Origin of the sequence: Martinezella hainanensis (assembly GCF_900094555.1) — a bacterium.
GTDB classification, from domain to species: Bacteria; Pseudomonadota; Alphaproteobacteria; order Rhizobiales; family Rhizobiaceae; genus Rhizobium; species Rhizobium hainanense.
This window is the reverse complement of sequence record NZ_FMAC01000007.1, coordinates 47,514-74,418: the sequence shown is the minus strand read 5'-3', so window position 1 is coordinate 74,418 and position 26,905 is coordinate 47,514. Positions and strand designations below refer to the sequence as shown.

The window sequence follows — 26,905 nt, the reverse complement described above, 5'->3', positions numbered from 1 at the left end:
GGCTTTCTCATGTCGCGTCGAGATAAGGCTTCAACGGCATGTCGTCGTGCCGGGGAACCGTCTGTCGTTCGATCATGTGGTGGATGACCGGCGGCTGGTCGCCGCGATGCAATCTGTCCAGATGTTCGGCGACCTCGACATCGGCGTGCGTCTGGCGCTGGCTGTGGCGGACATAGTCGATCCAGGTCGGCAGATGGTAGCTTTCCGTCCAGGTGTTCGGCTTTTCCAGATCGCGTAACAGCGACCATTGCTTTGCGCCATCGCGGATTCTCATGCGGCGGCGCTGGGCCATGACGGCCAGAAACTCCTGTACGTCCTCCTGCTCGATGTCATAATCCACCATGACCAGGATCGGGCCGCTTCTGGAACGCAGATCGAGCTGCAGTTGCGGTTCGCTGAAGGTATTTGTCGGATCGAGATTGAGGGATTCGAAGTCCGGCTGGCGCAACACGAGACCAAGCAGGCCGCCGATGCCAAGGGCGACGCTTGCGATGAAGAGGGCGCCAGTGACGCCATGCGCGTCGGCCAGTTCGCCCCAGAGCCAGCTGCCCACAGCCATGCCGCCGAACGTGGCGGTCTGATAGAGCGACAGGGCGCGGCCGACGACCCAGCGTGGCGTCGAAAGCTGAACCGTGACGTTGAAGAGCGAGAAGGCCTGCACCCAGGCGACGCCGGCCGGCATGAGGAGAAGACAGCTCAGCCATACCTGATTGCTGAGCGCCAGGAAGAAGCAACTGACCGCCAGCGTGAAGAAGGCGCCGCGGATCACCCATTCATTGCTCAGGACATCGCGAATGCGGCCGATCAGCATCGCGCCGCAGATGGCGCCGAAGCCGAAGAAGCCGAGCATGATGCCATAGGTGATCGCCGTGCCATGGACATGGTCGCGTGCAACGAGAGGCAGCAGCGCCAGAATGACGATCGCCGTCAGGCCGAAGACAAAGCTGCGGCACATCACCTTGAGCAGGTTCGGCGACATCTGGACGTAACGAAATCCGGCCGACATCGCGCTGCCGAAGGGCTCGCGCGGCAGCGTATTGTAGACGGGAGCTTTCTTCCAGCGCCATAAGGTGAAGATGAGAGCAAAATAACAAAAGACGTTGAAGAGAAATGCAAAGGCCGCGCCCGCCGCCGCGACGATAACACCGCCGATCGCTGGCCCGATGCTGCGCATGAGGTTGTAGCTCATGCTGTTAAGCGCCACGGCGCCCGGCAGATGCTCGCGTGGCACGACATCGCCCATCGAGGCCTGCCATGAGGGATTGTGCAGCGCACCGCCGCAGCCAATCAGGAAGGTGAAGCAAAGCAGCAGCCAAGGCGTCAGGGCATTGGTGTAGGACAGCACTGCCAGCGTTGCCGATACGCTAAGCATCAGCGTCTGCGCGATCAGCATGATCCGTCTTCGATCGTAATTGTCGGCAAGTGCGCCGGCGGCGAGCGAAAAGATCATGACAGGCAGCGTCGTGGAGGACTGGACCAGTGCCACCATGCCGTGGGATGTGGCAAGGCTGGTCATGAGCCATGCGGCACCGACGCCTTCGACCAAACCGCCGAGATTTGAGATGAGCGTTGCCGACCAGAGAGAGCGGAATGTCTTGGACTGAAACGCGACGAGCGGGGAGGTTCTATTGGGCATGTCGGCTTTTCTTCGCAGGATTATCTTGCTCGATGGCGCAGCGAAATCGCTCGAAGCCTATGCGCAGCCGAGTCGAAATCGAGCCTATAGTGATTTGCTAATTTCCGAAACGATTTTGGAATAATATTCTCGCCAATAAAGGCGGAATTCGGCAGGCGCTACGTCAAGCTCTGAACGGCCAAAGCTGCAAAGAACGCCTTTCACTCGAGCAACGTGCCAATGCGATCTGGGTGGGGAGAAACGAAGATGACCACGGCCTCGCCGGAAACATCCTTGGCGGAGATGAACCCGTTTTCGCTGAACTGAGCCGGAAAGCGGCTGTCGACGGAATTGTGCCTGTTGTCGCCGAGTACAAAATAATGACCGGCAGGCACCTCGAACGGGCCTGCTTCATCCTGGCCGGCGATTGCCCGATCAGTCATGGCGGTCTCATAGCGTCGTCCCTCCGGCGTCGTCTCTTCGAGAATTCTAGCCGCATTGCCGAAGAGGTCCGTCATCGTGCGGTCCGTCGGCACTGCCGCAAACGCCTTGCCGTCGACGAAAACCGTACCATCGTGCAATTCCACCTTTTCACCGGGAAGGCCGATCAGTCGCTTGACGTACAAGACGGGCTTGTCCGGGGAGGCGTAGTACTTGCTGGAAAAGACGATGATGTCGCCGCGCTTTGGGGTCGTGCCGCTGTAGGGTCTTGTCATCAGGACTTCCCCCTCCTGGAGGCTCGGCGCCATGGAGGATGCGGGCATTGTTTGCATGGTCATGCCGCAAAAATCGCGCTGGAAGCGGGCAGCATCGCAACCAGCGGGGGCCACAGCCGATAGCGCCTTGGCTGCCTTGCCTGCCAGCTCCTGCATCTCGGCCGGATTTGTCTTCCATAGCCCCGCCTTCGCAAGAAAAAGCGGATAGGCCGGCCCGATAAATCGTACGAACTCTTGCTCGCGCGCATCATTGCCCGCCGTAGCCTCTCCCGCAAAGAGGAGGACCGACAATCCCGCTACCAGCACTCTACTGTGGAAAGAGAAACTCACATTGCCCTCGCACGTCACGAACCGAACATGAAGCGTCAAGATTGCGCGTGGGGCGGCAAAGGCAAGTGCGAAATGATGTCGGCGCGCGGTCGTTAACGCGGCCTCGAAAATAACTATCCGCTCGAAGGCCATGAAGGCGCTGCTGGCTCCGCCAGATCTGCAACCGATTGCTGCTACATGATCAACACAGAGGGGTTGCTGCGGTCCCACCTACCTACCTCTTCCAATCCAATCGGGTAGCTCACCTAGATCTACGGTAGATGCTAATATTCTAAATACCGGCCTGTATGCCACCCTCGGGTCGGACAGTGCAGCGTCCGACGACTGCCCCCCATCCTTTGTCGTCGGACGCACCTCTCTGCATTGGTATCGTTTTGAACGGGGGACCGCTTTCCGCGGGAACTTGCGGCTCACCCATCAGGTCAATGCCGTGCAGTCGGGAATGGGCTAGTATTGTCCGTCCGCAGAATCAGCGTCCGCAGCCTTCCCCAAACCTTTGTCTCTGCCAGGTTTGGGGCTCCGAACGTTTAAGGCTCCGCCGACATCGCTGGTCTTCCGGCCGATCATGGTGCGGAATTCGGTTTCCGGGACAGGTGGGCTGAAGTAATAGCCCTGACTCTCCGAGCAACCGGCCTTGATGACTAGGTCGAGCTGGGTCTGCGTCTCGACGCCCTCCGCCGTGGTCAGCATCTTGAGATTGCGGCCGAGGGTGGCGATGGACTGGACGATGGCAAAGCTGTCAGGCCGGTTTTCCAGGTCGCGCACGAAACTGCGATCGATCTTCAGCTTGTCGAAGGGGAAGCGCTGCAGATAGTTCAGCGAAGAATAGCCGGTGCCGAAATCGTCAAGTGCGATGGTCAAGCCGAGCGAACGGAGCCGGTTCAATACCTCTAAATTAGCGGCATTGTCTTGCAGGAGTACCGACTCGGTGATTTCCAGTTCCAGCCGCCGCGCATCGAACTCAGTCAGTTCCAGTACGGTCTTGACCGTATCGACCAGGTCCGTCTGGCGGAACTGGACCGGAGAGAGGTTGACTGAAACGCGCACATCCTCGGGCCAGTTAAGAGCATCCTGGCATGCCTGCTGCAGCACCCATTTGCCGAGCGCATCGATGAAGCCGGTTTCCTCTGCCAGCGGGATGAATTCGGCCGGCGGGATGAGACCGCGCTCTGGATGGCGCCAGCGTACCAGCGCCTCGCTGGCTACGATCTTGCGGGTCTTGAGTGAAATCTGCGGCTGATAATGAACCTCGAATTGCCCGAGCTTGATGCCATGGCGCATATCTGCCTCCAGATTGCGCCGGTTCTGGAGATCCTCCTCCATCTGCGGGGAAAAGATGCGGTAGACCCCCTTGCCATCAGCTTTGGCCTGGTAAAGCGCCAGGTCGGCATTCTTCATCAGTTGGCCCGTATCTCCGCCAGTGCGCGGCGCCACTGAGATACCGATACAGGTGCTGACAACAATCTCGTTGCCGCCGATACGGTAAGGCCGGCTGATGCTGGCAATGAGGCGCTCCGACAGGTCGCGGGCGCTGTCGAGCGTGGAATCCATGCATGTATGCAGGACGGCGAATTCGTCACCACCCAATCGCGCGACGATGTCCTGTTGTGACGCGGTGTTGCGCAGCCGTCTGGCAACCTTGCGCAGCAACACGTCGCCGACAGGGTGGCCCAGCGTGTCGTTGACTTCTTTGAAACGGTCGAGATCGAGATAGAGTATGGTAAATAATTGACCGCCGGCGGCCAATCCGCGCAGCGCGTGGCCGACGCTCTCCCAGAATAGCAACCGATTGGGCATGTCGGTCAGCGCGTCATGATGGGCCATATGCACCACACGATCCTGCGCACGGTGACGTTCGCTGACATCCTCGAAGGTGCAAACCCAGCCGCCTTCACCCGTCGGTTCGTGCGATACGGCCAGCACCATGCCATTCGCGAGATGATGGATATGGTCGCTGAGCACGGCGATGTCGTTCCGGACACGGGTCTTATCGCCAGCAAGGCCGCGCGACCCGCCAGTTGACAATCCAGGGGGCAGCAATTCGGGTGCGATGAGATCAGCCAAGGGGGTGCCCAGCCTCGCCCGGACTTCGTCCAGGCCGAACAGGGTCAGGAAACGGGGATTGTGAACGATGACTCGATATTGGTCGTCGAGCAGGCAGAGACCGAGCGACATGGCCTCCATCGCCGCATCGAACCGGGCATTCTGGATCGCCAGGGTCTGCTCCTTGGCCTGCAGGATCTTCTGGGCTCGGCCCAGAAGGCCGTTGTGAATGAGCAGCAGCAGAATCAGCAGGCAACCGCCGATGAGCATGCCAACCGTGACCCAGGTTAGAGCCAATTGGAGCCCGAGGAGGCCGCGCCGGTCCTCGGCAATGCGTGCCGAATACCACATGTTGCTGTCGCTGGAGAGCCGCGCCAGCTTCGGGTAGATCGGTTCCAGGATCGCGAGGATACGCGCCGGTGTGCCGGGCACTGAAAGCTGACTAAGGAGCGGCCGGGTCTGGTTGAGGGCTTCTTCGAGGTCGTCGAGGGTCTCGCCGATATGCGGATTGGATTGTACGAACTTCTCGACCCCATTGGACCGCAGGGTCTTGAGGCGATTGACGACGATATCGAAGCGCAGCCTGACTTCGTGGGCATCGACGCTGCCGTCGTTCATGCCCATGGCGCTGACGCGCTGTTCGAGCCTGGTGAACTCACTCGGAGCTTGGGCTATCGTCCAGGTGATATTGCCCAAGCCGACATCTTGTAGTGCGGTCTGGCGCTGGAAGACCAAGGCGGAAATATAGATCGCCGAGGTGATGAAACCCAGGATCACAATTATCAGCGCTGTGCGGAGGTAGCGCATGCGGTCCGATGGGGTTGCTATTTGACGGAGATTGCCTTGACCTGCCAGACGGCACGGCCGTGATAGGGCTGTCCCTGCAGGATGGGGTTACTGTCGAATGGATACATCACAAAGAACGGGCCTTGATCGTCGATGGGCATGTATGCGCCATTGCGCTTGACGGCGAGGATCGTGCCGAACTTGGTGAAATCGCTGGTCGGGATATCGACGCTATAATCATTGAGGGCAATGACTGTGGCCGTCGCACCTTGGGCTTTGGCCTTTTCGAGCAATAGCGCCATTGGAACGCCTTCGAAGTTGACGACACCTTCGTTCCAGGGCGTCGACGTCTTGATCGACACGAGGCCCATGGCCTCAAGCTGATTGCGATCGAACGTCACCGAGCCCGACGAACTGGTAATCGTCACTGACGGCACGTCCTGCGCCAGGGCGGGCGCGGCGAACGCAGCAAGGACTGCAAAAATAATTGAGGCGAGAAGACGCATTGAGGGTCCGATGCTTTCGGGGTATGGGCCTTGCCCGTTCTATCTCCAGCCTGCACAACTGGCTGTTAAAGATCGGTTAAGTTCCACAGGGCAATGGAAACAAACTTAACAGCTCAAGATTGGCGTAGCATTTGTCGGAACTCGCTGATCTATTTCCAGGTCGGTAAGTTCCGGCTTGCATGCCGCTGATCTGCACCTTTGCTATGAAGTCGACGGGTGCCGATATGGACGTTCTCGGCAGCTTCGGCACTTGTAAGGATACTGCGATTTCATCTCCCCATCAATCATACCTAAGAAGCGCGGTGACCGGATCAAAAAGTGACTGGCGCGACAGCGCTTTCTCCTTGCTACTCCTCGATAATGAGGAAGTGCAACAAATTCATGATAGACATGATAGCCGACTTGCCCGCAACGGTTGGCCCTACCCGCAAGAAAATAGTTCAGCTTTTTAATGAGTTCATACGCTTTCCAACCGCGCCGCTCAATACAGAATGCGTCACGCCATCGGCAGCGTATTCTCCAACTCGCTCGATTAGCAGGCAGCGATGATCTATTGCAGCAGGATCGCGCGGAAGTCGTTGACGTTCGTGCCGGTCGGGCCGCTGATGAAAAGGTCGCCGAGAGCGGCGAAGGCCGACCAGCTGTCGTTGCGCCGCAGGAATTCGGCCGCATCTTTTTCCAGCTCGGCAAGCCGCGAAATTGTGGCACCGTCGGCAAAGGCGCCTGCATTGTCCTCGGAGCCGTCGATGCCGTCCGTGTCGGCGGCAAGCGCTGAAATACCTTTCTGGCCGGAAATGGTGCAGGCGAAGGATAGCAGGAACTCGCTGTTGCGGCCGCCTTTGCCCTTGCCTTTGATCGTTACCGTGGTTTCCCCGCCAGACAGAAGGAGCATGGGGCCTTGCGACGCCAGACCTCGCTGCAGGATCTTGGCTACGATCGCCGCATGCTGGCGACCGACCTCCGATGCTTCGCCCTCGATAGCATCGGATAGCACGATAGTCTCGACGCCGGCCTTGCGGGCGACGTCGGCAGCAGCATCCAGTGCGATGGCGGCCGAAGCAACGAGCTTCACCTCGTTGCGGGCGAAACGAGGGTCCGAGGGTTGCGGCGGCTCGTCCCTGCCATCTTCGAGATGACGCATCACCGCTTCCGGCAATTCGAGACCATAATGTTCTATGATCGCAAGTGCATTGGCGCGGGTCGTCTCGTCGGCAATGGTCGGGCCGGAGGCGACGAGGGCAGGGTTGTCGCCGGGAATATCGGAGACGACGAGGGAGACCACGCGAGCCGGATGGGCCAATGCCGCCAGGCGGCCTCCCTTGATGTGCGAGACCTGCTTGCGCACCGCATTCATGGCACTGATCGGCGCACCGGAGGCAAGCAAGGCCCGATTGACAGCGATTTCGTCGGCAAGTGTCAGATCGCCGGCAGGGGCTGGCAGCAATGCGGAGCCACCACCACAGATGAGGGCGACGACCAGATCGTCCTCCGTGAGATCGCTTACCACTGTCATCAACCGATCGGCAGCGCGAAGGCCACTTTCATCCGGCACGGGATGAGCGGCCTCGAGAACCTCGATGCGCTCGCAAGGAGCCGCATAGCCGTAACGCGTGACGACGACACCGGATAGCGGTGCATCCCACAGGCGCTCGAAAGCGCGCGCCATCTGCGCGGCTCCCTTGCCGGCGCCGACCACGACTGTCCGGCCCTTCGGCTTTTCCGGCAGGTGGGCGGCGAGCGCCTTGTCCGGATCGGCAGCAGCGACGGCCGCATAGAAGAGCTTTTCCAGGAAGGCGCGCGGATCGGCAATGCTCGGCATCGGGTTTCTCACATCTTGGGGCGTGTCCGCGTTTCCTCGGAAACGCGAAACCGCTCACTTTCTGTTTCTCTACGCATCCTAGGCAACGGGATGGTTCGCCATGCGCTCCAGCGCCTTGACGAGACCGGAATGATCGAGCCCGCTGTCGCCATTGGCGGCGCACTGGTTGAAGAGTTCCTGCGTCGAGGCCGTGTTCGGCAGCGAGATGCCGAGCGCCTTGGCGCCTTGCAGTGCGAGGTTCAAATCCTTCTGATGCAGCGAGATGCGGAAGCCGGGCTCAAACGTGCGCTTGACCATGCGCTCGCCGTGGACTTCGAGGATGCGCGAGGAGGCAAAGCCGCCCATCAGGGCCGAGCGCACGCGCGCCGGATCGGCGCCCGCCTTCGACGCGAAGACGAGAGCCTCTGACACCGCCTCGATCGTCAGCGCGACGATGATCTGGTTGGCGACCTTGGTGACCTGGCCGTCGCCGCAATCGCCAACGAGCGTGATGTTCTTGCCCATCAGCTGGAAAAGCGGCAGCGCGCGTTCGAAGCTTGCCTCCGAGCCGCCGGCCATGATCGAGAGCGAGGCGTTCTTGGCACCGACCTCGCCGCCGGAAACCGGAGCGTCGACATACTCGGCACCGGTTTCGCGAACTTTCTTGGCGAATTCCTTGGTCTCGATCGGCGAGATCGAGCTCATGTCGATGACGAGCTTGCCTTTCGAAAGGCCGTAGGCAACGCCGTTCTCACCGAAGAGAACGTCCTTGACCTCGGGGGTATCCGGCAGCATCAGGATGATCGTGTCGACGGTCTCGGCGAGCGCCTTCGGCGTTTCGACGAATTGCAGGCCGTTGTCGAGCAGTTCCTGGCGCGGCGGAATGGAAAACTTTGATGTGACGACGATGTGGCCGGCATTCTGCAGATGACGCGCCATGGGGGTTCCCATGATGCCGAGGCCGATAAATCCGATATGTGCCATGCTATTTAGCTCCTGATATTGAGAATGGCTGCGCCTTCGGCGTGACGGCCGGCTGCGGCGAACCAGCCGAGCCCTGCCGCGGTCGTGGTGCGCGGCTTGTATTCGCAGCCGATCCAGCCGTCGTAGCCGAGCGCATCGAGCGCATCGAAGATGAAGGGATAGGCGATCTCGCCGGTGCCCGGTTCGTTGCGTCCGGGATTATCGGCAAGCTGTATATGCGCAATCTGCGCCTGGTGCTTCTTGAACGTCCCGATCAGCTCGCCCTCGGTGCGCTGCTGATGGTAGAGATCATATTGAATGAACAGGTTGTCGCTGCCGACCTCGGCAATGATCGAAGCCGCCTGATCCGGTGTGTTGAGGTAAAATCCCGGAATGTCGAAGTGGTTGATCGGCTCGATCAGCAGGCGGATCCCGTGCTTGCGCAGTTCTGTCGCGGCATATCCGAGATTGGCAACGAAAGTGGTCCGCAGCACGTCGTCGGACACGCCGGCTGGCGCGATACCTGAGAGGCAATTGATCTGCGTGCAGCCGAGTGTCGTTGCATAGTCGATCGCGGAGGCGACGCCGCGACGGAATTCGTCGATACGATCAGGCAGGATCGCGATCCCACGCTCGCCGCCGGCCCAGTCGCCGGCGGGCAGATTGTGCAGCACCTGCGTCAGGCCATGACGATCGAGCTCGGCGCGTAGCGCCTCCTTCGCGAAATCATAGGGGAACAGGTATTCGACCCCTTCAAAGCCTGCCTTGGCGGCGAGCGCGAAACGATCAAGGAAGGGCGCTTCGGTGAAAAGCATGGTCAGATTGGCCGCAAATTTCGGCATTTGATTTCTCCTTCAGTCCAGCAAGGCGAGGATCGCGGTCGGGGCATCCTCGCCGCGTTCGGCAAGCTCCTCGAACTCGACGACGGCATTGATGTCGGCGCCCATGGCGATGTTGGTGACACGCTCCAGAATGAACTCGATGACGACGGGCACCTGATGCTCCGCCATCAGCTGCTTTGCGGTCGTGAACGCTTCCTGGAATTCGTTCGGGCTGCGTACCCGGATCGCCTTGCAGCCGAGCCCTTCGGCAACGGCGACATGGTCGACGCCATAGCCCGGCTCCGCATCGCCGGATGCGTTGATATTGTCGAAGGCGAGGCTGACCTCGAAATCCATGTTGAAGCCGCGCTGGGCCTGGCGGATGAGGCCGAGATAGGAATTGTTCACGACCACATGCAGGTAGGGAAGCTTGTGCTGCGCGCCGACCGCAAGCTCCTCGATGAGGAACTGGAAGTCGTAGTCGCCGGACAGGGCGACGATCGGGCGATCCGGATCGGCGGCGCGCACGCCGAGCGCTGCCGGCAGGGTCCAGCCGAGCGGGCCTGCCTGGCCGCAATTGATCCAGTTGCGCGGCTTGTAGACATGCAGGAACTGCGCGCCGGCGATCTGGCTGAGCCCGATGGTCGAGACGTAGCAGGTGTCGCGATCGAAGGCCTTGTTCATCTCCTCGTAGACGCGCTGCGGCTTCAACGGCGTCTGGTCGAAATGCGTCTTGCGCAGCATGGTGCGCTTGCGCTCGCGGCATTCCTCCGCCCAGGCCGCCCAGTCGCGCAGCTTACCTGCGGTTTTCCATTCCGTCGCAACGTCGAGGAACAGCTTCAGCGCAGCGCCGGCGTCAGAGACGATGCCGAAATCCGGGGCGAAGACGCGGCCGATCTGGGTCGGTTCGATATCGACATGCACGAAAGTCCGACCCTCGGTATAGGTCGAGACGTTGCCGGTATGGCGATTGGCCCAGCGGTTGCCGATACCGAGAACGAAGTCGGAGGCGAGCATCGTCGCATTGCCGTAGCGATGCGAGGTCTGCAGCCCGCACATGCCGGCCATCAGCGGATGGTCGTCCGGGATCGTGCCCCAGCCCATCAGCGTCGGGATGACCGGAACGCCGGTGATCTCTGCGAATTCGACCAACAGGTCGGAAGCGTCGGCGTTGATGATGCCGCCGCCCGCGACGATCAGCGGCCGCTCGGCCGCGTTCAGCATGGCGAGCGCCTTTTCCGCCTGCGCACGGGTTGCCGAAGGCTTGTAGGGCTCGAGCGAAGCGTAGGTTTCGATGTCGAACTCGATTTCGGCGACCTGGACGTCAACGGGCAGATCGATGAGGACCGGACCGGGGCGGCCGGAGCGCATCGTATGGAATGCCTTCTGGAAGACGTAAGGCACGAGCGCCGGCTCCATGACGGTAACGGCCCACTTGGTGACGGGTGCTGCGATCTTGGCGATATCGACGGCCTGGAAGTCTTCCTTGTCGAGACGGGCGCGCGGCGCCTGGCCGGTAATGCAGAGGATCGGGATCGAGTCGGCGGAAGCGGAATAGAGGCCAGTGATCATGTCGGTGCCGGCCGGGCCTGACGTTCCGATGCAAACACCGATATTGCCGGCGCGAGCCCGGGTATAGCCTTCCGCCATATGGCTTGCACCCTCGACATGGCGGGCCAGCACATGGCGGATCGAGCCGCGCGCTTTCATTGCCGAGTAGAAGGGGTTGATCGCAGCGCCGGGAACGCCGAAGGCGCAATTGACGCCTTCCTTTTCCAGAACCAGCACTGCGGCATCGACTGCGCGCATCTTCGCCATGGGATTTCCTCCGTTTCTGTATCGAAGGTACCGCATGGGTCAGTGAGTGCAATCATAAAATGGAAATCAATCCCATCATATGGAAATAAACATTTTCAACAAATCTGGAACAATCGAAGCGAAGCGGATATGTCATGAAGCCCAATCATGGCGCGCCTAAATGCGTGGCGCGCCTTCAGTCAGAAGTGAGCGTCATGGCGGAAAATCGGGAAAAGGCGAGGGGTAGGCCGGGCCGGAAGCCGGCTGAGAATGCGGCCGCCTCGTCCGTGCAGGTGCTCGATCGCAGCCTGAAGCTTCTGGAGTTGGTGGCCGAAGCAGATGGCGCTGTCTTGACTGACCTTGCCGACCAGGCGGACATGGCACCTTCCACCGTGCACCGATTGCTTACCTCCCTCGCCCAGCACGGTATGGTGGCGCATGACGGCGAAACCGGCGCCTGGACGATCGGGGTGAAGGCCTTCGAGATCGGAACAGCCTACTTGCGCTTCCGCAAGCTCGGCACGATCAGCAGGCCGTTCCTCAAACAATTGATGGAGGTATCAGGCGAGACCGCCAACATCGCCATCGAGGAAGACGGCGATGTCGTCTTCATCTCCCAAGCGGAAAGTCACGCGCCGATGCGCGCCTTCTTCCGCCCTGGCCGGCGCGGACCGATCCATGCTTCGGGCATCGGCAAGGCGATCCTTTCCACCTGGGCGGACAGCCAGATCGAGGTCTTGCTCGGAGGCCGTTCGCTGCAGCATTTCACCGATAAGACCCGCGACACGTTGCCCATGCTGCTCATAGATATGGCCGAGATCCGGTCGCGCGGCTGGTCGATCGACGACGAGGAACACACGCTCGGCATGCGATGCGTGGCGGCGCCGATCTTCAACGAGTATGGCGAGGCCATTGCCGGCATCTCGATTTCAGGGCCGGCCGTGCGGCTACCGGACGAAAAGGTCGCTGCCCTTGGCCCGATTGTGCGGGCGGCAGCGGAAGAATTGACGAAGGTGATGGGCGGACGGTTGAAGCGAAGCTGAACGCCTTCGCCGCCATCTCCTATCCGGAGACGACGGCGTCGACAGTCCACAGCACAAGTGGGTCAGGCGGGCTGCAATTGCTCGCGTGCGATCGTGTCCGCCTTCTTGGCCTTGGTCTTCATCGCCTTGCCGGCGACGTAGACTTCCGCAACGCAGCGATCGTCACCCATGGTCTGCAGGATGAAGAGTTCTTCGGCCAATGAGGTCGCGGTGCGCATGCGGAATTCCATGGCCGACTTGGCGCTGGAATCAAGTACGACGATATCGGCATCCGCGCCTGCCTGCAGCGAGCCGATCTGCTTTTCGAGACCGAGCGCCAGGGCGTTGCCGCGCGTCATGCGATAGAAGGAGTTGAACGGCGTCAGTCGCTGTCCCTGCAGGTGCAGCACCTTGTAGGCCTCGTCCATCGTTTCCAGCATGGAGAAGCTGGTGCCGGCGCCGACATCGGTCGCAACCGACCAGCGCGCGCCGAGCCTGTCGAATTCCGCGGCGTTGAAAAGCCCGGAGCCGAGGAAGAGGTTCGAGGTCGGGCAGAAGACGCCGACCGCGCCGGTTTCGGCAAGCACCGCAACTTCCCGTTCGCTCATATGGATGCAGTGGCCGAGCAGCATGCGATCGTTGAGCAGGCCGTAGCGGGCATAGATATCCGTATAGTCTTTCGCCTTGGGATAAAGAGAGGTGGCAAAGGCGATCTCGTCCCGGTTTTCGGAAAGATGCGTCTGGACGTAGCAGTCCGGATGCTCGGCGACGAGAGCTCTGCTCATCTCCATCTGCTCGGGCGTCGAGGTGATGGCAAAGCGCGGGCTGATCGCATAGTGGCCGCGGCCGCGGCCGTGCCATTTCGCAATCAGCTGCTTGGTTTCGTCATAGCCGCGCTGCGGCGTATCGCGCAGGGCGTCCGGCGCATTGCGATCCATCATCACCTTGCCGCCGATCACGCACATGCCCCGCGCTTCGGCCGCCGCAAAATAGGCGTCGACGCTTTCCGGATGCACCGAGCAATAGGCAACCGCCGTTGTCGTGCCGTTCGACAGCAGTTCGTCCATGAAGCGGTCCGCCACTTCGGCCGCATGAGCGGCGCGGGCGAACTTCTGCTCCTCGACGAAAATATAGGTGTTCAGCCACTCGAGCAGCTGGGCGCCATAGGAGGCGATTGCCTGCGTCTGCGGGAAATGCAGGTGCGTGTCGATGAAGCCGGGCAGGATGAGGTTCGGGCGATGGTCCGCGACCTTGATGCCGGCATCCGCCAGCTTGCGAATGTCGTTATACAGGCCGATGTCGACGATCTTGCCATCGCGAACGTAGATCGCGCCGTCCTCAATATAGCGATAGGATGCGGTATCATCGATACCCTGCGGCTCGGAAAGGAAGGTCAGGACACGACCACGGATCAGGACTTCACTCATTGGGTCTTCTCCCCATTGATGGCACTTTCGTACCAGGAGACGAGCAGTCGGCGCTCCTCGTCGGTAATGTGCGAGGCGTTGGCCGGCGGCATGGCGTGGCTGCGGCCTGCCTGCAGATAGATTTCGCGGGCATGGGCGGCGATGTCGCGGTCGGTCTCGAACACCACGCCCTTCGGCGGCGCGATGATGCCCTCCCAGCTCGGCTCCTTCGCATGGCACATGGAACAGCGTCCCATGATGGTGTCGCGAACCCTAGGGAAAGCTTCAGCCGTAACGAAGGGCTGCTGGATTGCGGAGATCTTCGTTGTCGGCTCGCCCGTCAGGATCTTCGGCACCGTGGAAAGCCACATGATGACGATGAAGAGGATGACGGTGACGATCCACGTCCAGGTCGGATTGCCGGCATTGGCATGGCGGGTGTTGAACCAGTGGCGGATCGTGACCCCCATCAGGAAGACGAGCGAGGCGATGATCCAGTTGAACTGCGTGCCGAATGCCAGCGGATAGTGGTTCGACAGCATCAGGAACAGCACGGGCAGTGTCAGGTAGTTGTTATGCGTCGAGCGCTGCTTGGCGATGCGGCCGTATTTCGGATCGGGCTTGCGGCCGGCGATCAGGTCGGCAACGACGATCTTCTGGTTCGGAATGATGATGAAGAACACATTGGCCGACATGATCGTCGCGGTGAAGGCGCCGAGATGCAGGAAGGCGGCGCGGCCCGTAAAGAGATGCGTGTAGCCCCAGGCGACGCCAACCAGGATGAAATACAGCGCCACCATCAGCCGCGTATTGTCGTTGCCGAAGGGCGACTTGCAGATCAGATCGTATAGGAGCCAGCCGCCGGCGATCGAACCAAGCGAAATGGCGATCGCCACCGGCTTGGAAACGTCGAGCACCGCCGGATCGATCATGTAGAGGTCGGCGCCGGCATAGTAGACGAGGCAGAGCATGCCGAAGCCCGAAAGCCAGGTGACATAGCTCTCCCATTTGAACCAGACGAGGTGCTCCGGCATGTTGGCCGGCGCCACCAGGTATTTCTGGATATGGTAGAAGCCGCCGCCATGGACCTGCCACTCCTCGCCATAGGCGCCGGGCGGCAGCTGCGGATGTTTCTTCAGGCCCAGGTCAAGCGCGACGAAATAGAATGAGGAACCGATCCAGGCGATCGCGGTGATTACGTGCAGCCAGCGGACGGCGAAGGTTATCCAGTCCCAGGCGATGGCATATTCATACATGGGAACTCCTTCTCGATCTCCATGGGCCGATCTTCACGGGATTGTTTGCCATCGCTCGATTTTCTCGAAAATCCCGGTTAATCCGCCAACACTTTCAAAAAAATCTATAAGATGTCCCCCGCTTCGTTCCGCACGCTGATGTGGTAGAAAGGTGCCATGTCCTATCTTGATAATGTCCGTGTCTTCGTTCGCGTGGTCGAACTCGGTACTCTTTCGGCAGCAGGACGCGATCAGCGCGTCACGCCTGCAGTTGCGAGCAATCGCATCAAGGAGCTTGAGCGCCATCTCGGCGTGCGCCTCTTCAATCGCACGACGCGTAAGCTGTCGCCGACGGAACATGGACGCGTCTTCTACGAAAAGGCCGTGAAGATCATCGAGGCTGTCAATGAGGCGGAGGCCGCGATCGCCGATCTCTCACGCAATCCGAAGGGGTCGCTGAGAATCACGGCGCCGCTCGGTATCGGCCGGCGGTTGATCGCCTCTGGCATTCCGGAGTTTCACGACAAGTACCCGGATATCGAGGTGCGGGTGCGCCTGTCCGACCACAATGTCGATATCCTGGCCGAGGGCGTCGACGTCGCCTTCAAGCTCGGCGTGCTGGAGGATTCCAATCTGCGCATGCGCGGCATCCTCAATTGCGAGCGCGTGCTGTGCGCCTCGCCCGCCTATCTTGCGCGGCGTGGCGCGCCTTCCGACGCCGATGCCCTGATTGCCGATAAGCATGACTGTCTGCTGCTGCGCTACCCCGGCTCGAAGGAATACTACTGGACGCTGATGACGGCAGAAGGACCGCGCAAATTCGAGGTTGCCGGCCCCTATGACAGCGACGACGGCGACGTGCTCACCCAATGGGCGCTCGAAGACCGAGGCATCATCAACAAGCCGCTGTTCGAGGTGAAGGCCTATCTGAAGGAAGGGCGGCTGGTGGAGATCCTGAAGGAGAGCCCACCTGCGCCGATCCAACTCGCCGCCATCTATCCCCACAAGCGTTTCCAGGATCCGAAGGTGCGGCTGATGATCGATTTCATGGCGGAGCGCTGTCAGCGGCTCATCGGCAAACTGCTCGAAGACGAGCCTGCGGCCGCGGCTTCTAGCGGCTGACGGTTCCAGCAAGCCTTGCGTGGTCGGCCACCCAGGTCAGCGCCGCCGTCATGATCTCGGCGGCGGCCAGTGTCGCGATGACGGAGGGCCGCTTGTCCTTGACCGCCGTACCGCCGATCGGGCAGGTGAGGCGATCGAAAAGCTCCGCATGGCCGGTTTCGCGCGATAGCCAGTTGCGGAAGGTGGCGCGCTTCGTCTTCGAGCCGATCATGCCGACATAGGCGGCATCGTTACGCTTGAGCGCCTCGGCGGCAATCAGGAAGTCGAGCGCGTGATCGTGGGTGAGGATCACGAAACTGCTGCCAGCCGGCGCATCGCGCACCACGGCCTCCGGCATGGCCGTAAGACAAGTTTCGATGCGCGGCACGTTGGAGGCGATCAGCTCTTCTTCCCGCGTGTCCACAAGGACGACACGCAGAGGCGCAAGCGAGAGCGCCATGGCAAGCGCATCGCCGACATGGCCGGCCCCGAAAACATAGACATGCGGTCGAGCAGCCATTTCGCGGTCGCTGCGGGCGATGAGGTCGTTGGCAAGGGCGGGATTGAGCGCTGTAAAGGCAAGTCCAACCCGGCCGCCGCAGCATTGGCCGATCTCCGGGCCGAGCGGCACGTTCATCGGCTCGGCGGCAAGACCGGAGCGCAACGCCCGACGCGCCTGGTCGATTGCCATATATTCGAGGGTTCCGCCGCCGATCGTTGCGAAGATCGCCCGTTCCGAAACCAGCATCCAGGCGTCGGTATCGCGCGGCGCGGAGCCCGCGACCCCGGTGACCTCGACGAGCATCGACACCGGCTCGCGGCGCAGAAAGCCCCGGATATCTTCACGGGCGGCAGACATGACCTCACTCCTTCTGTGCGGCCTTGAGGCGTTCGATTGCCATCAGCACCCGTTCGGGCGTTGCCGGCGCGTCGAGACGCGGGCAGATCTTGTGGTCGGCCACGCTCGCCACCGCGTCCGAAAGGGCATGCAGCACGGCAAGGCCGAGCGGCAGCGGTGGCTCACCCACTGCCTTCGAACGGTGGATCGTAGGCTCGTAGGCTTCCGACCAGTCGGTCAGCGCCACATTGAAAATCTTTGGCCGGTCGGATGCAAGCGGGATCTTGTAGGTGGAGGGCGCGTGCGTTCTGAGCCGCCCCTTGCCATCCCACCAGAGCTCCTCCGTCGTCAGCCAGCCCATGCCCTGGATGAAGCCGCCCTCGATCTGGCCGATATCGATGGCCTTGTTCAGGGAACGGCCGGTGTCGTGCAGGATATCCGTGCGCTCGACGACATATTCGCCGGTCAGCGTGTCAATCGACACTTCCGAGCAGGCCGCGCCATAAGCGTAATAGTAGAAGGCATGGCCGCGGCCGGCCTTCCGATCCCAATGGATCTTCGGCGTCTTGTAGAAACCGGCGGCCGAGAGCTGGACGCGGGCCATATAGGCCTTCTTGATGAGATCGGAGAAGGACATCTCTATATCGCCGATCCGCACGCGGTTGGCCAGGAACACCACCTGTTCGCGCGGCACCTGATGGCTTTCCGCTGCAAAGGCGATCAGCCGGTCCTTGATCTGGCGTGCGGCATTCTGCGCCGCCATGCCGTTCAGGTCCGCGCCAGAAGATGCCGCGGTCGGCGAGGTGTTCGGCACCTTGGCCGTCGTCGTCGCGGTGATCTTCACCCGGTCGAGATCGATCTGGAATTCCTCCGCCACGACCTGCGCCACCTTCAGGTGCAGACCTTGCCCCATTTCGGTACCGCCATGGTTCATGTGCACGGAGCCATCGCTGTAGATATGCACGAGAGCGCCGGCCTGGTTCGATTCCGTCTTGGTGAAGGAGATGCCGAATTTCACCGGGGTGAGCGCGATGCCGCGCTTGACGATACGGCTCTTGGCATTGAACTCGGTGATGGCCTTGCGTCGTCCGGCATAATCCGCGCTTTCCTCAAGCTCCGCGACGATGCGCTGGATGATGCAGTCCTCGACCTTCTGGTGATAAGGCGTGAGGTTGCGTTCACCATCGACGCCCATCTCGTCGTAGAAATTCAGCTTGCGGATCTCGAGCGGGTCCTTGCCGACGGCAAAGGCTACCTCGTCGATGACGCGCTCGGCTCCCACCATGCCCTGCGGGCCGCCGAAGCCGCGAAAGGCCGTGTTGGAAACCGTATTGGTATAAAGCGGTGCCGACTTCGCGTGAACATGCGGAAGGAAATAGGCATTGTCGCAGTGGAACAGCGCACGGTCGCCGACCGGACCGGAGAGATCCGCCGAGAAGCCGGCCCTGAGCGCGAAGGTGTAGTCGATGGCGAGGATACGGCCCTCGTCGTCGAAGCCGACATCGTAATCGATGGCAAAATCATGCCGCTTGCCCGTCGCAACCATGTCTTCGTCGCGGTCGAGCCGGATCTTGACGGCACGCTTCAGCTTCTTGGCGGCAATGGCTGCGATCGCCGCACATTGGTTCGCTTGCGTTTCCTTGCCGCCGAAGCCACCACCCATGCGGCGCACTTCGATCGTGACAGCATTGCTCGGCACGCCGAGTGCATGGGCGACCATATGCTGCGTCTCGCTCGGCCCCTGCGTGGAGCAATAGACGATGACCTCGTCATCCTCGCCAGGGATGGCAAGCGAAACCTGGCCTTCGAGATAGAAGTGGTCCTGGCCGCCAAGCCGCATACGGCCCTTCACGCGACGCGGCGCATTCTCAAGGTTCTCCGCTGCATCGCCGCGCTTCAGCGTCAGCGGCGTAACCACCTGGCGATGGGTCGAAACGTCGAGATCCCAGATGTCGATATCGGCCGGGAGTTCCTCATAGTCGATCTTCGCCAGCCGCGCGGCACGGCGGGCCTGTTCGCGCGTTTCGGCGATCACGCAGAAGATCGGCTGGCCATGAAACTCGACCTTGCCGGCGGCAAGCACCGGGTCGTCGAGCATGTAGGAGGGCGAGATATCGTTGACGCCGGGCACGTCCTCATGGGTCAACACGGTAACGACGCCGGGGGCGGCGCGCACGGCGGTGAGATCAACCGATTTCAGGATGCCGTGCGCCACGGTGGAGAGGCCAAGGCCAGCGTGAAGCGTCCCGGTCGGTTCGGTAATGTCGTCGATATAGACCGCCGTACCGGAAACATGCTTGTGCGCGGAGTCATGACGCGGGCTGGTATGAACCCCGCCGACGATGGTTTCGGCCTTGATGTCGGAAGCGTGCTTATTCATGGCCTATGCAGCCTCATATCTGGACACCTGAGCGGGTGCCGCACTGGACGTCGTTTCCAGGTAGAAACGCAATAGAAGATTCTTCGCCGCGAGCGAACGGTATTCGGCGGTGGCGCGCATGTCGGTCAGCGGTGCGTAATCCTCGGCGTATCTTTCCATCGCCGTTTCCACCGTCGCCTCGTTCCAGGGCTGACCGAGCAGCGCCTTTTCGACGGCGAAGGCCCGTTTCGGCGTCGCGGCCATGCCGCCATAGGCGATCCGGATTTCTGCGACCGTGCCATCGGCGGCAAGCGCGAGACGGAAGGCGCCGAGCGTTGCCGTGATGTCCTCGTCGCGGCGCTTGGTCACCTTGTAGACCGCGAATTTTTCCGCCGCCCCTGGAACCGGAATATGCACGGCTTCGACGAATTCGCCGGGCTGGCGGTCCTGCTTGCCGTAGGCGATGAAGAAGTCTTCAAGCGCAATGGTGCGCCGGACGGCGCCCTTGCGCAAGGTCAGCGACGCGTTGAGCGCGATCAGCGCCGGCGGCGTATCGCCGATCGGCGAGCCGTTGGCGATATTGCCGCCGATCGTGCCCATGTTGCGCACCTGCTGGCCGCCGATACGGGTAATCAGCGGTCCGAGCGCCGGGATATGCTGCGACAGTGTCTCGATCGCCTCCGAATAGGTGACGCCGGCGCCGATCGTGATGAGCTTGTCTTTCACCGTGATCGACTTCAATTCCTGCAGGCCGGCGATGAACACGACCGGCGTGATGTCGCGCATGTGCTTGGTGACCCAGAGGCCGACATCGGTGGAGCCGACGATCACGGTTGCCGTCGGCGAGGTCTCGAGAACGGCGGCGAAATCATCAAGGTTCGCCGGCACGATCAGTCGATTTCGACCTTCGCCGATTTCCACGCGGGCGCCGTCGCGAAGGGCTTGCAGGCGCGCGATCATCGTTTCGCGCTCGACCAGCAAGGGATCATTTTGCGTCCCGCCATAGCTGGAGATGGAACGGGCGGCGCGCAGGATCGGCTCATAGCCGGTGCAGCGACAGAGATTGCCCTGAAGTGCCGTCTCGATCTGCTGATCCGTCGGGTTCGGCGTCTGCATCCAAAGCCCGTAGAGAGACATGACGAAGCCCGGCGTGCAGAAGCCGCATTGCGAGCCGTGAAAGTCGATCATGGCCTGCTGCACCGGATGGAGATGGTCGTCGCTGGGGGCAAGATGCTCGACAGTGACCACATGACAGCCGTCGAGCGAGCCGAGGAAGCGAATGCAGGCATTGACGCCTTCATAGACGAGGCCCTCAGCAGGCGACAGCCGTCCCACGAGCACCGTGCAGGCACCGCAGTCCCCCTCGGCGCAGCCTTCCTTCGTACCCTTCAAGGAGCGGCAGAGACGCAGCCAGTCGAGCAACGTCTGGTCGGGTGCGACGTCGCTCAGAACGACGTCCTCTCCGTTGAGAATGAAACGAAGTTCCGAGCGGATTGTCATGGGCGCCATGGTTCAGCTCCCGCGATAGGTGGAATAGCTGTAGGGCGAGAGGAGGAGCGGCACATGGTAATGCGCACCTTCATCGGCGAGACCGAAACGGATCGGGATGATGTCGAGAAACATCGGGCCTTCCGATGTGCGGCCGAGATAATCACCGGCATGAAAGCGCAGCTCGTAGGTGCCGGCCTTCATGGTTTCGCCCGACAGCAGCGGCGCATCGCAGCGGCCGTCGTCGTTGGTCTCGGTAGACTTGAGGAGATGCAGTTCATCGCCCTCGATCCGGTAGAGTTCGATGTGCAGGCCGTGGGCAGGCTTACCGAGCGCCGTATCCAGCACGTGGGTCGTGAGCCGTCCGGCTCCTGGCGAATGAGGCTGCATGCTTTTCTCCCGAACGTAGCGCTCCTGTTTTCACTATCCGCCAAGCCGGTACCACTGAAAAGCAGCGGTATCGTTCGAGACTTTCAAATTTTCCAAGGGGAATGGCGCGCGCGATTTGCGGTTAGAAATTGATGATCGGATACGTTTGGAGGGACGTTTCGTGCGCTGTCGACGCGACATGCTTGGACATGATCGACAGCCTTTGGCAGTTCGCTGAAAAGGTGAAACAGGCTTCGGAATAGAAATCTGCCCTGAATGATGAAGAAGCCGGCGACGGCTGCCGGCTCTCGCGAGCACTGGCCGCAACGCCCCACTTGCCCGTCGACCATGCACTGACAGGCTTACCAGGAATAGACTTTACGGCTCCTGGGATCAGTGTCCGTAACGACTGTCTTACGGAAATAACGCGGCCGCGCTGGTCGAACGGAGTGCGATTGGCACTCCGCGCGAACGCGGCTGCCCTGCCGCAGGCCACGCATCGAACTTCACAAAACTATCGCCAGTCGAGGCGGGACGACTTCAAGAAAATGAAAACGGGAGACAATGGATGAAAGTAATCGAAATTCAGCCGCTGACCAGAGCCGCATTCGCCCCTTTTGGCGACGTGATCGAGATGGAAGGCGCACACAGCTATCCCATCAATGCGGGCAAATGCACCCGTTATCACGACCTCGCGAAGATCGAAGCGATCGGAGAAGAGGCACGAACGATGATCAGCTGGCTGCGTGGCGAACCCTATGCGTTGCCGCTGGAGCTAAGGATGGTGGAGCGGCATCCTCTCGGCAGTCAGGCCTTCGTTCCGCTGTCCAGCCATCCGTTCCTCGTCGTTGCGGCGCACCAGACGGACAATGGGCCGAGCGAGCCCGTGGCCTTCCGCACCAGCCCCGGGCAGGGCGTCAACATCTGGCGCAACGTCTGGCATGGCATTCTGACACCCCTTGATGGCGTCTCCGACTTCATCGTCGTCGATCGCGGCGGCAAGGGCGTCAATCTCGAGGAACATTTCTATGAAGAGACATTCCTGATCCGCTAACTCGGTAAAGAACGATCCGAATGTCAAAAAGGGGCGCTGCCATCGCAACGCCCCTTATTTTGTTAGCGCGAGTTCCCGTTTTCTATAGTCTTGCGAAACGTCAAAAGACCGGGTCATTCGAGCGAATGACCCGGCCTTGAATTTAGACCGCTGCTAGTCTGCGAAGAAGGCGAAGCGCACGACGAACAGGGCGGCGACGATCTGCGTTGCCGGATGCAGCATCGACCAGCGGCCGGTGAAGACCTTCACGGCGACATAGGTGATGAAGCCGAAGGCAAGGCCGTTGGCGATCGAGTAGGTGAAGGGCATTGCAAGCGCCGTGATTGCCGCCGGTGCAGCCTCGGTCAGGTCATCCCATTCGATCTCGGTCAGCTCGCGCATCATCAGGCCGGCGACGTAGAGCAGCGCCGGAGCGGTCGCATAGGCGGGAACGGAGGCTGCAAGCGGCGAGAAGAAGAGGGCCGCGATGAAGAGTACGGCGATCGTGATTGCCGTCAGGCCCGTACGGCCGCCAGCCTGAACGCCTGACGCGCTTTCGACGAAGGCCGTCGTGCTGCTGGTGCCCATCAGCGAGCCGGCGACAATGGCGGCGCTGTCGGCAAGCAGGGCCCTGCTCAACCGGTTCGGCTTTCCTTCCTGGATCAGGTTCGCGCGCTTGGCGATACCGATCAGCGTGCCGGTGGCGTCGAAGACTTCGACGAGCACGAAGACAAGGATGATGTGGACCAGGCCGCCATGGAGGGCGCCGACGATATCGAGCTGCAGGAAGGTCGGCATGATGGATGGCGGTGCCGAAACGATGCCGTGGAACTGGCTGACGCCGAAGATCCAGGAGAGAATGGTGACGGCGAGAATGCCAATGAGGATCGAACCTCTTACCTTCAACGCATCCAGAACGGCGATGATGAAGAAACCGAGAATTGCGAGAAGAGGGCCGGTCTGCTTCAGGTCTCCGAGACCGACAAGCGTTGCCTTGTTGGCGACGACGATGCCAGCACTCTTGAGAGCGATGATCGCCAGGAAGAGGCCGATACCAGCCGCGATCGCGCTTCTCAGCGAATGCGGGATGCCGGCAATCAGCCAGCTGCGTACGCCGGTGACCGTCAAGAGGACGAAAATGCAGCCGGAAATGAAGACGGCGCCGAGCGCCTGCTGCCACGTAAAGCCGAGGGCTGCGACCACAGTGAAGGCGAAGAAGGCATTGAGCCCCATGCCCGGCGCCATGCCGATCGGCCAATTGGCGACAAGGCCCATAACGATCGAGCCCAATGCGGCTGCGAGACAGGTCGCGACAAAGACGGCATTGCGATCCATGCCCGTCGTCGACAGAATGTCCGGATTGACGAAGATGATGTAGGACATCGTCAGGAATGTCGTTACGCCTGCGATGAGCTCGGTGCGCACGGACGTGCCGTGCTCACTCAGTTTGAAAAGTCGTTCAAGCATTATTCCTCCCTAAGCGTTCCCGACGCTCGTCAAATCATGGGGCTTGCCCGCATCTCCTCCGGATGCGGGCCGCGAGAAGCGGTTTTCAACGCTTCGTGGCGAGGGGGGATTGTGCGCTTTTAATGGCTTTACGCGCTAGAGCCTGATTTCCCTGCAATTCGCGAAAGACATTCTAGTTTTTCAAGCTATTTCCGCGGGAGTTTTTTCGGTTCTCGGAGCCGCAAACTCATGGCCGAAGCTATCGCGCCGTATTGCACAGTCATCCGACGCAGCCGACCATACAAGAAGATATGCACGACTTTTATAGCGGCAAGGTGACAAAGCCAATCTATTTCTGGCGGGTGGCGAAACTGCGAAGGCCGTGCAGGAGGTGGATATGATGGATCGCGGCAAGCCCTCAATATCCAGACTGGGGGCCGAGCGGAGACATGAGCGTGTTCAATCCGACCGGGCGCAATCATAGCTGCCCGGCGCGATATTGGTCGGCAATGTTCCTGCAGGCGCGGATGGTCAGGGCCATCACCGTCAGCGTGGTACCGGCAATGCCGCTGCCCGGAAAGGCGGAGGCATCCGCCACGATGAGGTTGGGAATATCCCAGCTTTGATTATAGGCATTGAGGACGGAGTCCTTGTTCGATGTCCCCATGCGCGCGCCGCCGGTTTCATGGATGGCGGCGCCCATGCACATGGTCTTGCGGAACCACGTGCGGAACATGAAGCGGCTGAACGGATCGGCATCGGGGAAGGCGCCGCGGCCCATTTCTCTGAGGCCAGTGGGGGAGCCGATGAATTCCAGCTCGCCGCCGACGCCACGCACCATGTCGATCAGCACTTCTTCCTGCCGGCGCAAAAGGACATGTTCCTCCTCGCCCATGACACATCGAATATGGGGCACGGGAATCCCCCAGGCATCCTTGCGCCTTGCATCGAGCGTGATGCGATTGTCGGCATAGGGCAGCATGCGGCCGAAGCCGAAGAAGGCAAGCCGTGAGGGCTCGTCATCCGGCGTCGGTGCCCGGCCGATGCTTCCCTGATAGTCGAAATCGTCGCGACCCGCGTCGCCTTCTCCAAAGCGCGGGACGAAGATGCCGCCGGATGGATTGTAGAAAGGATCCGTCGGCGCGGAATCGTCGACTGCCCAGCCGCTTGCCTTCGCAAACGAGCCGAAGGCCAGGCAAGGCAGCTGGTCCATGAAATAGCGCCCGAGCGCGCCCGAGCTGTTGGCGAGCCCGTGGGGATGGCGATTGCTGGCGGAGTTGAGAAGCAGCCGCACGCTTTCGATCGGCGATGCGGAGAGCACGACGAGGGCCGCATGCGCGGTCTCGACCTTGCCGGTGATGCGATCGATGAACTCCGCTCCCGTCGCTCGGCCGCCGGCATCGTCGGTGGTGATGCGGCGCACGATGGCATCATGGCGGATCGTCAGCCGCCCGGTCGCCAACGCTTCACGCAGGGGTTTCGGCGTGCGCTCCGCATCGGGGGCGATATAGCGCCAGGAAACGACGTGCCGCTTCGGCCAGCGTCCTTCGACTTCGCTCTTGAAAACCTCTTCCGCAGGGGTGAGCTTTGCCGGATGCGCATAGACGCCGTCGGGCAATGTCTCCACGCCATCCTCATTGCCATAGAGCCCGAGGCTGGATTCGACCTCGGCATAGTAGGGAGCGAGGTCATCGTAGGAAACCGGCCAGTCCTCGCCCTTGCCGGTCTTCGAGCGGATCTTGAAATCATCGTCCGTCCAGCGCAGCAGCACCCGGCCGAAACTGTGCAGGCGGCCGCCGCCCTGCCGGCCGCGTATCCACAGGAAAGGTGCATCCTTGGGGGTCGTATAGGGGTTCTTGCGATCATTGACGAAGAAATGGCTGAAGCGTTCGGTAAAGAAGGCGGCGCGGGCCTGGATGGGCTGACCCTTGAGCGTGGCACGCGCGCGTTCCCAGATATTGATGCTGCTTGCTGGTGCCTTCTTGCGGTTCGGATCGAAATCCTTCTGCGTCACCGCGGGACCGGCTTCGAGGAGCAATACCGACAGTCCTTGGGCGGTCAATTCCCTGGCGGCAAAGGAGCCGGCGGCGCCGGAGCCGATCACCAGCGCGTCGTAGGTAGTCTGAGACATAGATTTTTCCGTATATTTCAGAGACGGACGCCGTCGGCGCCGAAGAGGGAGGCCTTGGTGATATCGATGCCGGGCGAGATTCTTGCGCCTGGCAGAAGCGTAGTGTCGCCCATGATGCGGTAGGAAAGACTTTGTCCGGCCCAGTCGAACCAGACGACGGTGTCAGCGCCCATCGGCTCGATCACCGAAACGAGGCCCGCAATGGTTGGCAAAGATCCCACCTCCCGATCCGGAACGATATGTTCGGGGCGAATGCCGAGGGTGACCGAGCCTGGCTTGATGGCTGCCAGAAAAGGATAGCCGGCGAGATCGATGGAAAGTCCGTTGCTTTCGAAGACGGGTGCGTCCGCTTTCAAGACAATCTCGCCCTTGATGAAATTCATCGCCGGCGCCCCGATGAAGCCGGCGACGAAGAGATTGGCCGGGCGATGGTAGATCTCGGATGGGCTGGCAAGCTGCTGGATCACGCCGTCCTTCATGATGGCGATGCGATCGGCAAGGGTAAGCGCCTCTACCTGATCATGCGTGACATAGATCATCGTGTTGCCGAGGCTCTGATGCAGCTTCTTGATCTCGACGCGCAGCTCATTGCGCAGCTTGGCGTCGAGATTGGAGAGCGGTTCGTCGAACAGGAAGACGTTGACCTCGCGCACCAGGGCGCGGCCGATGGCGACGCGCTGGCGCTGGCCACCCGACAGTTCCGAAGGGCGGCGATCAAGCAGCTTGTCGAGATGGAGAAGCGAAGCGGTGCGGGCGATGCGCGCCTCGATCTCGGCCTTGGGAAGACCCGCCACGCGCAGCCCGAAGGACAGGTTCTTGCGCACGGACATGCGGGGATAGAGCGCATAGGATTGGAAGACCATGCCGATGCCGCGATCCTTCGGTTCGGCCCAGGTGACGTTCTTGTCCGATATCCAGATTTCGCCGTCGCTGATGTCCTGCAGGCCGGCAATGGAGTTGAGCAGGGTTGATTTCCCGCAGCCGGAAGGTCCGAGCAGCACGAGGAATTCGCGCGGGGCGATATCGATCGACATCTTGTCGATGACGGTGTGATCGCCATAGGCGATCTTGAGATCCTTGACCGAGACGGCAGGCTGCATGG

General features: G+C 61.1%; 20 protein-coding genes. 3 read left to right on the top strand and 17 right to left on the bottom strand.

Features of this window, described 5'->3' with window-relative positions:
• Positions 1 to 7: 7 nt before the first annotated feature.
• From GA0061100_RS21820 to gcl, 8 genes are all read right to left on the bottom strand, one after another.
• The gene (locus tag GA0061100_RS21820) at positions 8 to 1,636 is read right to left on the bottom strand and encodes an MFS transporter (RefSeq protein ID WP_075854850.1); all 1,629 of its coding nucleotides are present in this window, start codon (positions 1,634 to 1,636) and stop codon (positions 8 to 10) included.
• A 200-nt stretch (positions 1,637 to 1,836) separates the two neighbouring features.
• Entirely contained in the window at positions 1,837 to 2,661 is an 825-nt protein-coding gene (gene lepB / locus GA0061100_RS21815; RefSeq protein WP_159444806.1) for a signal peptidase I, read from the bottom strand.
• A gap of 447 nt (positions 2,662 to 3,108) precedes the next feature.
• Positions 3,109 to 5,511 carry a putative bifunctional diguanylate cyclase/phosphodiesterase gene (locus GA0061100_RS21810; RefSeq protein WP_075854848.1) on the bottom strand — a complete coding sequence of 801 codons (2,403 nt, stop codon included), beginning with the start codon at positions 5,509 to 5,511 and terminating at the stop codon, positions 3,109 to 3,111.
• A 17-nt stretch (positions 5,512 to 5,528) separates the two neighbouring features.
• Entirely contained in the window at positions 5,529 to 5,996 is a 468-nt protein-coding gene (locus tag GA0061100_RS21805; protein ID WP_075854847.1) for a putative pterin-binding protein, read from the bottom strand.
• Between the two features lie 550 nt (positions 5,997 to 6,546).
• Positions 6,547 to 7,815, bottom strand: coding sequence for a glycerate kinase type-2 family protein (locus tag GA0061100_RS21800; protein ID WP_075854846.1), 1,269 nt, complete (start codon positions 7,813 to 7,815; stop codon positions 6,547 to 6,549).
• Between the two features lie 78 nt (positions 7,816 to 7,893).
• Complete coding sequence (gene glxR / locus GA0061100_RS21795) at positions 7,894 to 8,778, bottom strand: 2-hydroxy-3-oxopropionate reductase (RefSeq protein ID WP_075854845.1); 885 nt, start codon at positions 8,776 to 8,778, stop codon at positions 7,894 to 7,896.
• Positions 8,779 to 8,783: 5 nt separating this feature from the next.
• A complete protein-coding gene (gene hyi, locus GA0061100_RS21790; protein ID WP_075854844.1) occupies positions 8,784 to 9,599 on the bottom strand; it encodes a hydroxypyruvate isomerase in 816 nt (271 codons plus the stop codon).
• Between the two features lie 12 nt (positions 9,600 to 9,611).
• Positions 9,612 to 11,396, bottom strand: a complete 1,785-nt coding sequence (gcl, locus tag GA0061100_RS21785; RefSeq protein ID WP_075854843.1) for a glyoxylate carboligase — start codon at positions 11,394 to 11,396, stop codon at positions 9,612 to 9,614.
• 194 nt (positions 11,397 to 11,590) lie between these two features.
• Here gcl and bhcR point away from each other — a divergent pair, with 194 nt between their 5' ends.
• Entirely contained in the window at positions 11,591 to 12,418 is an 828-nt protein-coding gene (gene bhcR / locus GA0061100_RS21780; protein WP_075855105.1) for an HTH-type transcriptional regulator BhcR, read from the top strand.
• A gap of 62 nt (positions 12,419 to 12,480) precedes the next feature.
• Here bhcR and guaD read toward each other — a convergent pair whose 3' ends face one another.
• Together guaD and GA0061100_RS21770 are read right to left on the bottom strand one after the other, a co-directional pair.
• Positions 12,481 to 13,824 carry a guanine deaminase gene (gene guaD, locus GA0061100_RS21775; RefSeq protein ID WP_075854842.1) on the bottom strand — a complete coding sequence of 448 codons (1,344 nt, stop codon included), beginning with the start codon at positions 13,822 to 13,824 and terminating at the stop codon, positions 12,481 to 12,483.
• Positions 13,821 to 15,059: a urate hydroxylase PuuD gene (locus tag GA0061100_RS21770; protein ID WP_075854841.1), complete on the bottom strand. Its 1,239-nt coding sequence runs from the start codon at positions 15,057 to 15,059 to the stop codon at positions 13,821 to 13,823. Before GA0061100_RS21770 ends, guaD begins: the two co-directional genes overlap by 4 nt.
• Positions 15,060 to 15,215: 156 nt before the next feature.
• Between GA0061100_RS21770 and GA0061100_RS21765 the strand changes: the two genes are divergently transcribed.
• On the top strand, positions 15,216 to 16,160 hold the full coding sequence (locus GA0061100_RS21765) for a LysR family transcriptional regulator (RefSeq protein ID WP_075854840.1): 945 nt from the start codon (positions 15,216 to 15,218) through the stop codon (positions 16,158 to 16,160).
• Here GA0061100_RS21765 and xdhC read toward each other — a convergent pair.
• The 4 genes from xdhC to uraH are packed head-to-tail and all read right to left on the bottom strand — an operon-like array spanning position 16,150 to position 21,214.
• Positions 16,150 to 16,998, bottom strand: coding sequence for a xanthine dehydrogenase accessory protein XdhC (gene xdhC, locus GA0061100_RS21760; protein WP_075854839.1), 849 nt, complete (start codon positions 16,996 to 16,998; stop codon positions 16,150 to 16,152). The two genes, GA0061100_RS21765 and xdhC, sit on opposite strands and share 11 nt — an antisense overlap.
• Positions 16,999 to 17,002: 4 nt before the next feature.
• Positions 17,003 to 19,357, bottom strand: coding sequence for a xanthine dehydrogenase molybdopterin binding subunit (xdhB, locus tag GA0061100_RS21755; RefSeq protein ID WP_075854838.1), 2,355 nt, complete (start codon positions 19,355 to 19,357; stop codon positions 17,003 to 17,005).
• 3 nt (positions 19,358 to 19,360) lie between these two features.
• A complete protein-coding gene (gene xdhA / locus GA0061100_RS21750) occupies positions 19,361 to 20,845 on the bottom strand; it encodes a xanthine dehydrogenase small subunit (protein WP_075854837.1) in 1,485 nt (494 codons plus the stop codon).
• A gap of 3 nt (positions 20,846 to 20,848) precedes the next feature.
• On the bottom strand, positions 20,849 to 21,214 hold the full coding sequence (gene uraH, locus GA0061100_RS21745; protein ID WP_075854836.1) for a hydroxyisourate hydrolase: 366 nt from the start codon (positions 21,212 to 21,214) through the stop codon (positions 20,849 to 20,851).
• Between the two features lie 547 nt (positions 21,215 to 21,761).
• Between uraH and GA0061100_RS21740 the strand changes: the two genes are divergently transcribed.
• Positions 21,762 to 22,247, top strand: a complete 486-nt coding sequence (locus GA0061100_RS21740) for an ureidoglycolate lyase (RefSeq protein ID WP_075854835.1) — start codon at positions 21,762 to 21,764, stop codon at positions 22,245 to 22,247.
• A 153-nt stretch (positions 22,248 to 22,400) separates the two neighbouring features.
• Here GA0061100_RS21740 and GA0061100_RS21735 read toward each other — a convergent pair whose 3' ends face one another.
• From GA0061100_RS21735 to GA0061100_RS21725, 3 genes are all read right to left on the bottom strand, one after another.
• Positions 22,401 to 23,693: an NCS2 family permease gene (locus GA0061100_RS21735; RefSeq protein WP_075854834.1), complete on the bottom strand. Its 1,293-nt coding sequence runs from the start codon at positions 23,691 to 23,693 to the stop codon at positions 22,401 to 22,403.
• Positions 23,694 to 24,150: 457 nt separating this feature from the next.
• Complete coding sequence (locus GA0061100_RS21730; RefSeq protein ID WP_075854833.1) at positions 24,151 to 25,803, bottom strand: GMC oxidoreductase; 1,653 nt, start codon at positions 25,801 to 25,803, stop codon at positions 24,151 to 24,153.
• Positions 25,804 to 25,820: 17 nt separating this feature from the next.
• A complete protein-coding gene (locus GA0061100_RS21725) occupies positions 25,821 to 26,903 on the bottom strand; it encodes an ABC transporter ATP-binding protein (RefSeq protein WP_075854832.1) in 1,083 nt (360 codons plus the stop codon).
• Positions 26,904 to 26,905 lie beyond the last annotated feature (2 nt).

Bases quoted from the DNA above. Each gene is read 5' to 3' on its own strand.
- GA0061100_RS21820 (WP_075854850.1), bottom strand. From the start codon at position 1,636: ATGCCCAATAGAACCTCCCCGCTCGTCGCGTTTCAGTCCAAGACATTC.
- GA0061100_RS21810 (WP_075854848.1), bottom strand. From the start codon at position 5,511: ATGCGCTACCTCCGCACAGCGCTGATAATTGTGATCCTGGGTTTCATC.
- GA0061100_RS21805 (WP_075854847.1), bottom strand. From the start codon at position 5,996: ATGCGTCTTCTCGCCTCAATTATTTTTGCAGTCCTTGCTGCGTTCGCC.
- GA0061100_RS21800 (WP_075854846.1), bottom strand. From the start codon at position 7,815: ATGCCGAGCATTGCCGATCCGCGCGCCTTCCTGGAAAAGCTCTTCTAT.
- glxR (WP_075854845.1), bottom strand. From the start codon at position 8,778: ATGGCACATATCGGATTTATCGGCCTCGGCATCATGGGAACCCCCATG.
- hyi (WP_075854844.1), bottom strand. From the start codon at position 9,599: ATGCCGAAATTTGCGGCCAATCTGACCATGCTTTTCACCGAAGCGCCC.
- gcl (WP_075854843.1), bottom strand. From the start codon at position 11,396: ATGGCGAAGATGCGCGCAGTCGATGCCGCAGTGCTGGTTCTGGAAAAG.
- bhcR (WP_075855105.1), top strand. From the start codon at position 11,591: ATGGCGGAAAATCGGGAAAAGGCGAGGGGTAGGCCGGGCCGGAAGCCG.
- guaD (WP_075854842.1), bottom strand. From the start codon at position 13,824: ATGAGTGAAGTCCTGATCCGTGGTCGTGTCCTGACCTTCCTTTCCGAG.
- GA0061100_RS21770 (WP_075854841.1), bottom strand. From the start codon at position 15,059: ATGTATGAATATGCCATCGCCTGGGACTGGATAACCTTCGCCGTCCGC.
- GA0061100_RS21765 (WP_075854840.1), top strand. From the start codon at position 15,216: ATGTCCTATCTTGATAATGTCCGTGTCTTCGTTCGCGTGGTCGAACTC.
- xdhC (WP_075854839.1), bottom strand. From the start codon at position 16,998: ATGTCTGCCGCCCGTGAAGATATCCGGGGCTTTCTGCGCCGCGAGCCG.
- xdhB (WP_075854838.1), bottom strand. From the start codon at position 19,357: ATGAATAAGCACGCTTCCGACATCAAGGCCGAAACCATCGTCGGCGGG.
- xdhA (WP_075854837.1), bottom strand. From the start codon at position 20,845: ATGGCGCCCATGACAATCCGCTCGGAACTTCGTTTCATTCTCAACGGA.
- uraH (WP_075854836.1), bottom strand. From the start codon at position 21,214: ATGCAGCCTCATTCGCCAGGAGCCGGACGGCTCACGACCCACGTGCTG.
- GA0061100_RS21740 (WP_075854835.1), top strand. From the start codon at position 21,762: ATGAAAGTAATCGAAATTCAGCCGCTGACCAGAGCCGCATTCGCCCCT.
- GA0061100_RS21735 (WP_075854834.1), bottom strand. From the start codon at position 23,693: ATGCTTGAACGACTTTTCAAACTGAGTGAGCACGGCACGTCCGTGCGC.
- GA0061100_RS21730 (WP_075854833.1), bottom strand. From the start codon at position 25,803: ATGTCTCAGACTACCTACGACGCGCTGGTGATCGGCTCCGGCGCCGCC.
- GA0061100_RS21725 (WP_075854832.1), bottom strand. From the start codon at position 26,903: ATGCAGCCTGCCGTCTCGGTCAAGGATCTCAAGATCGCCTATGGCGAT.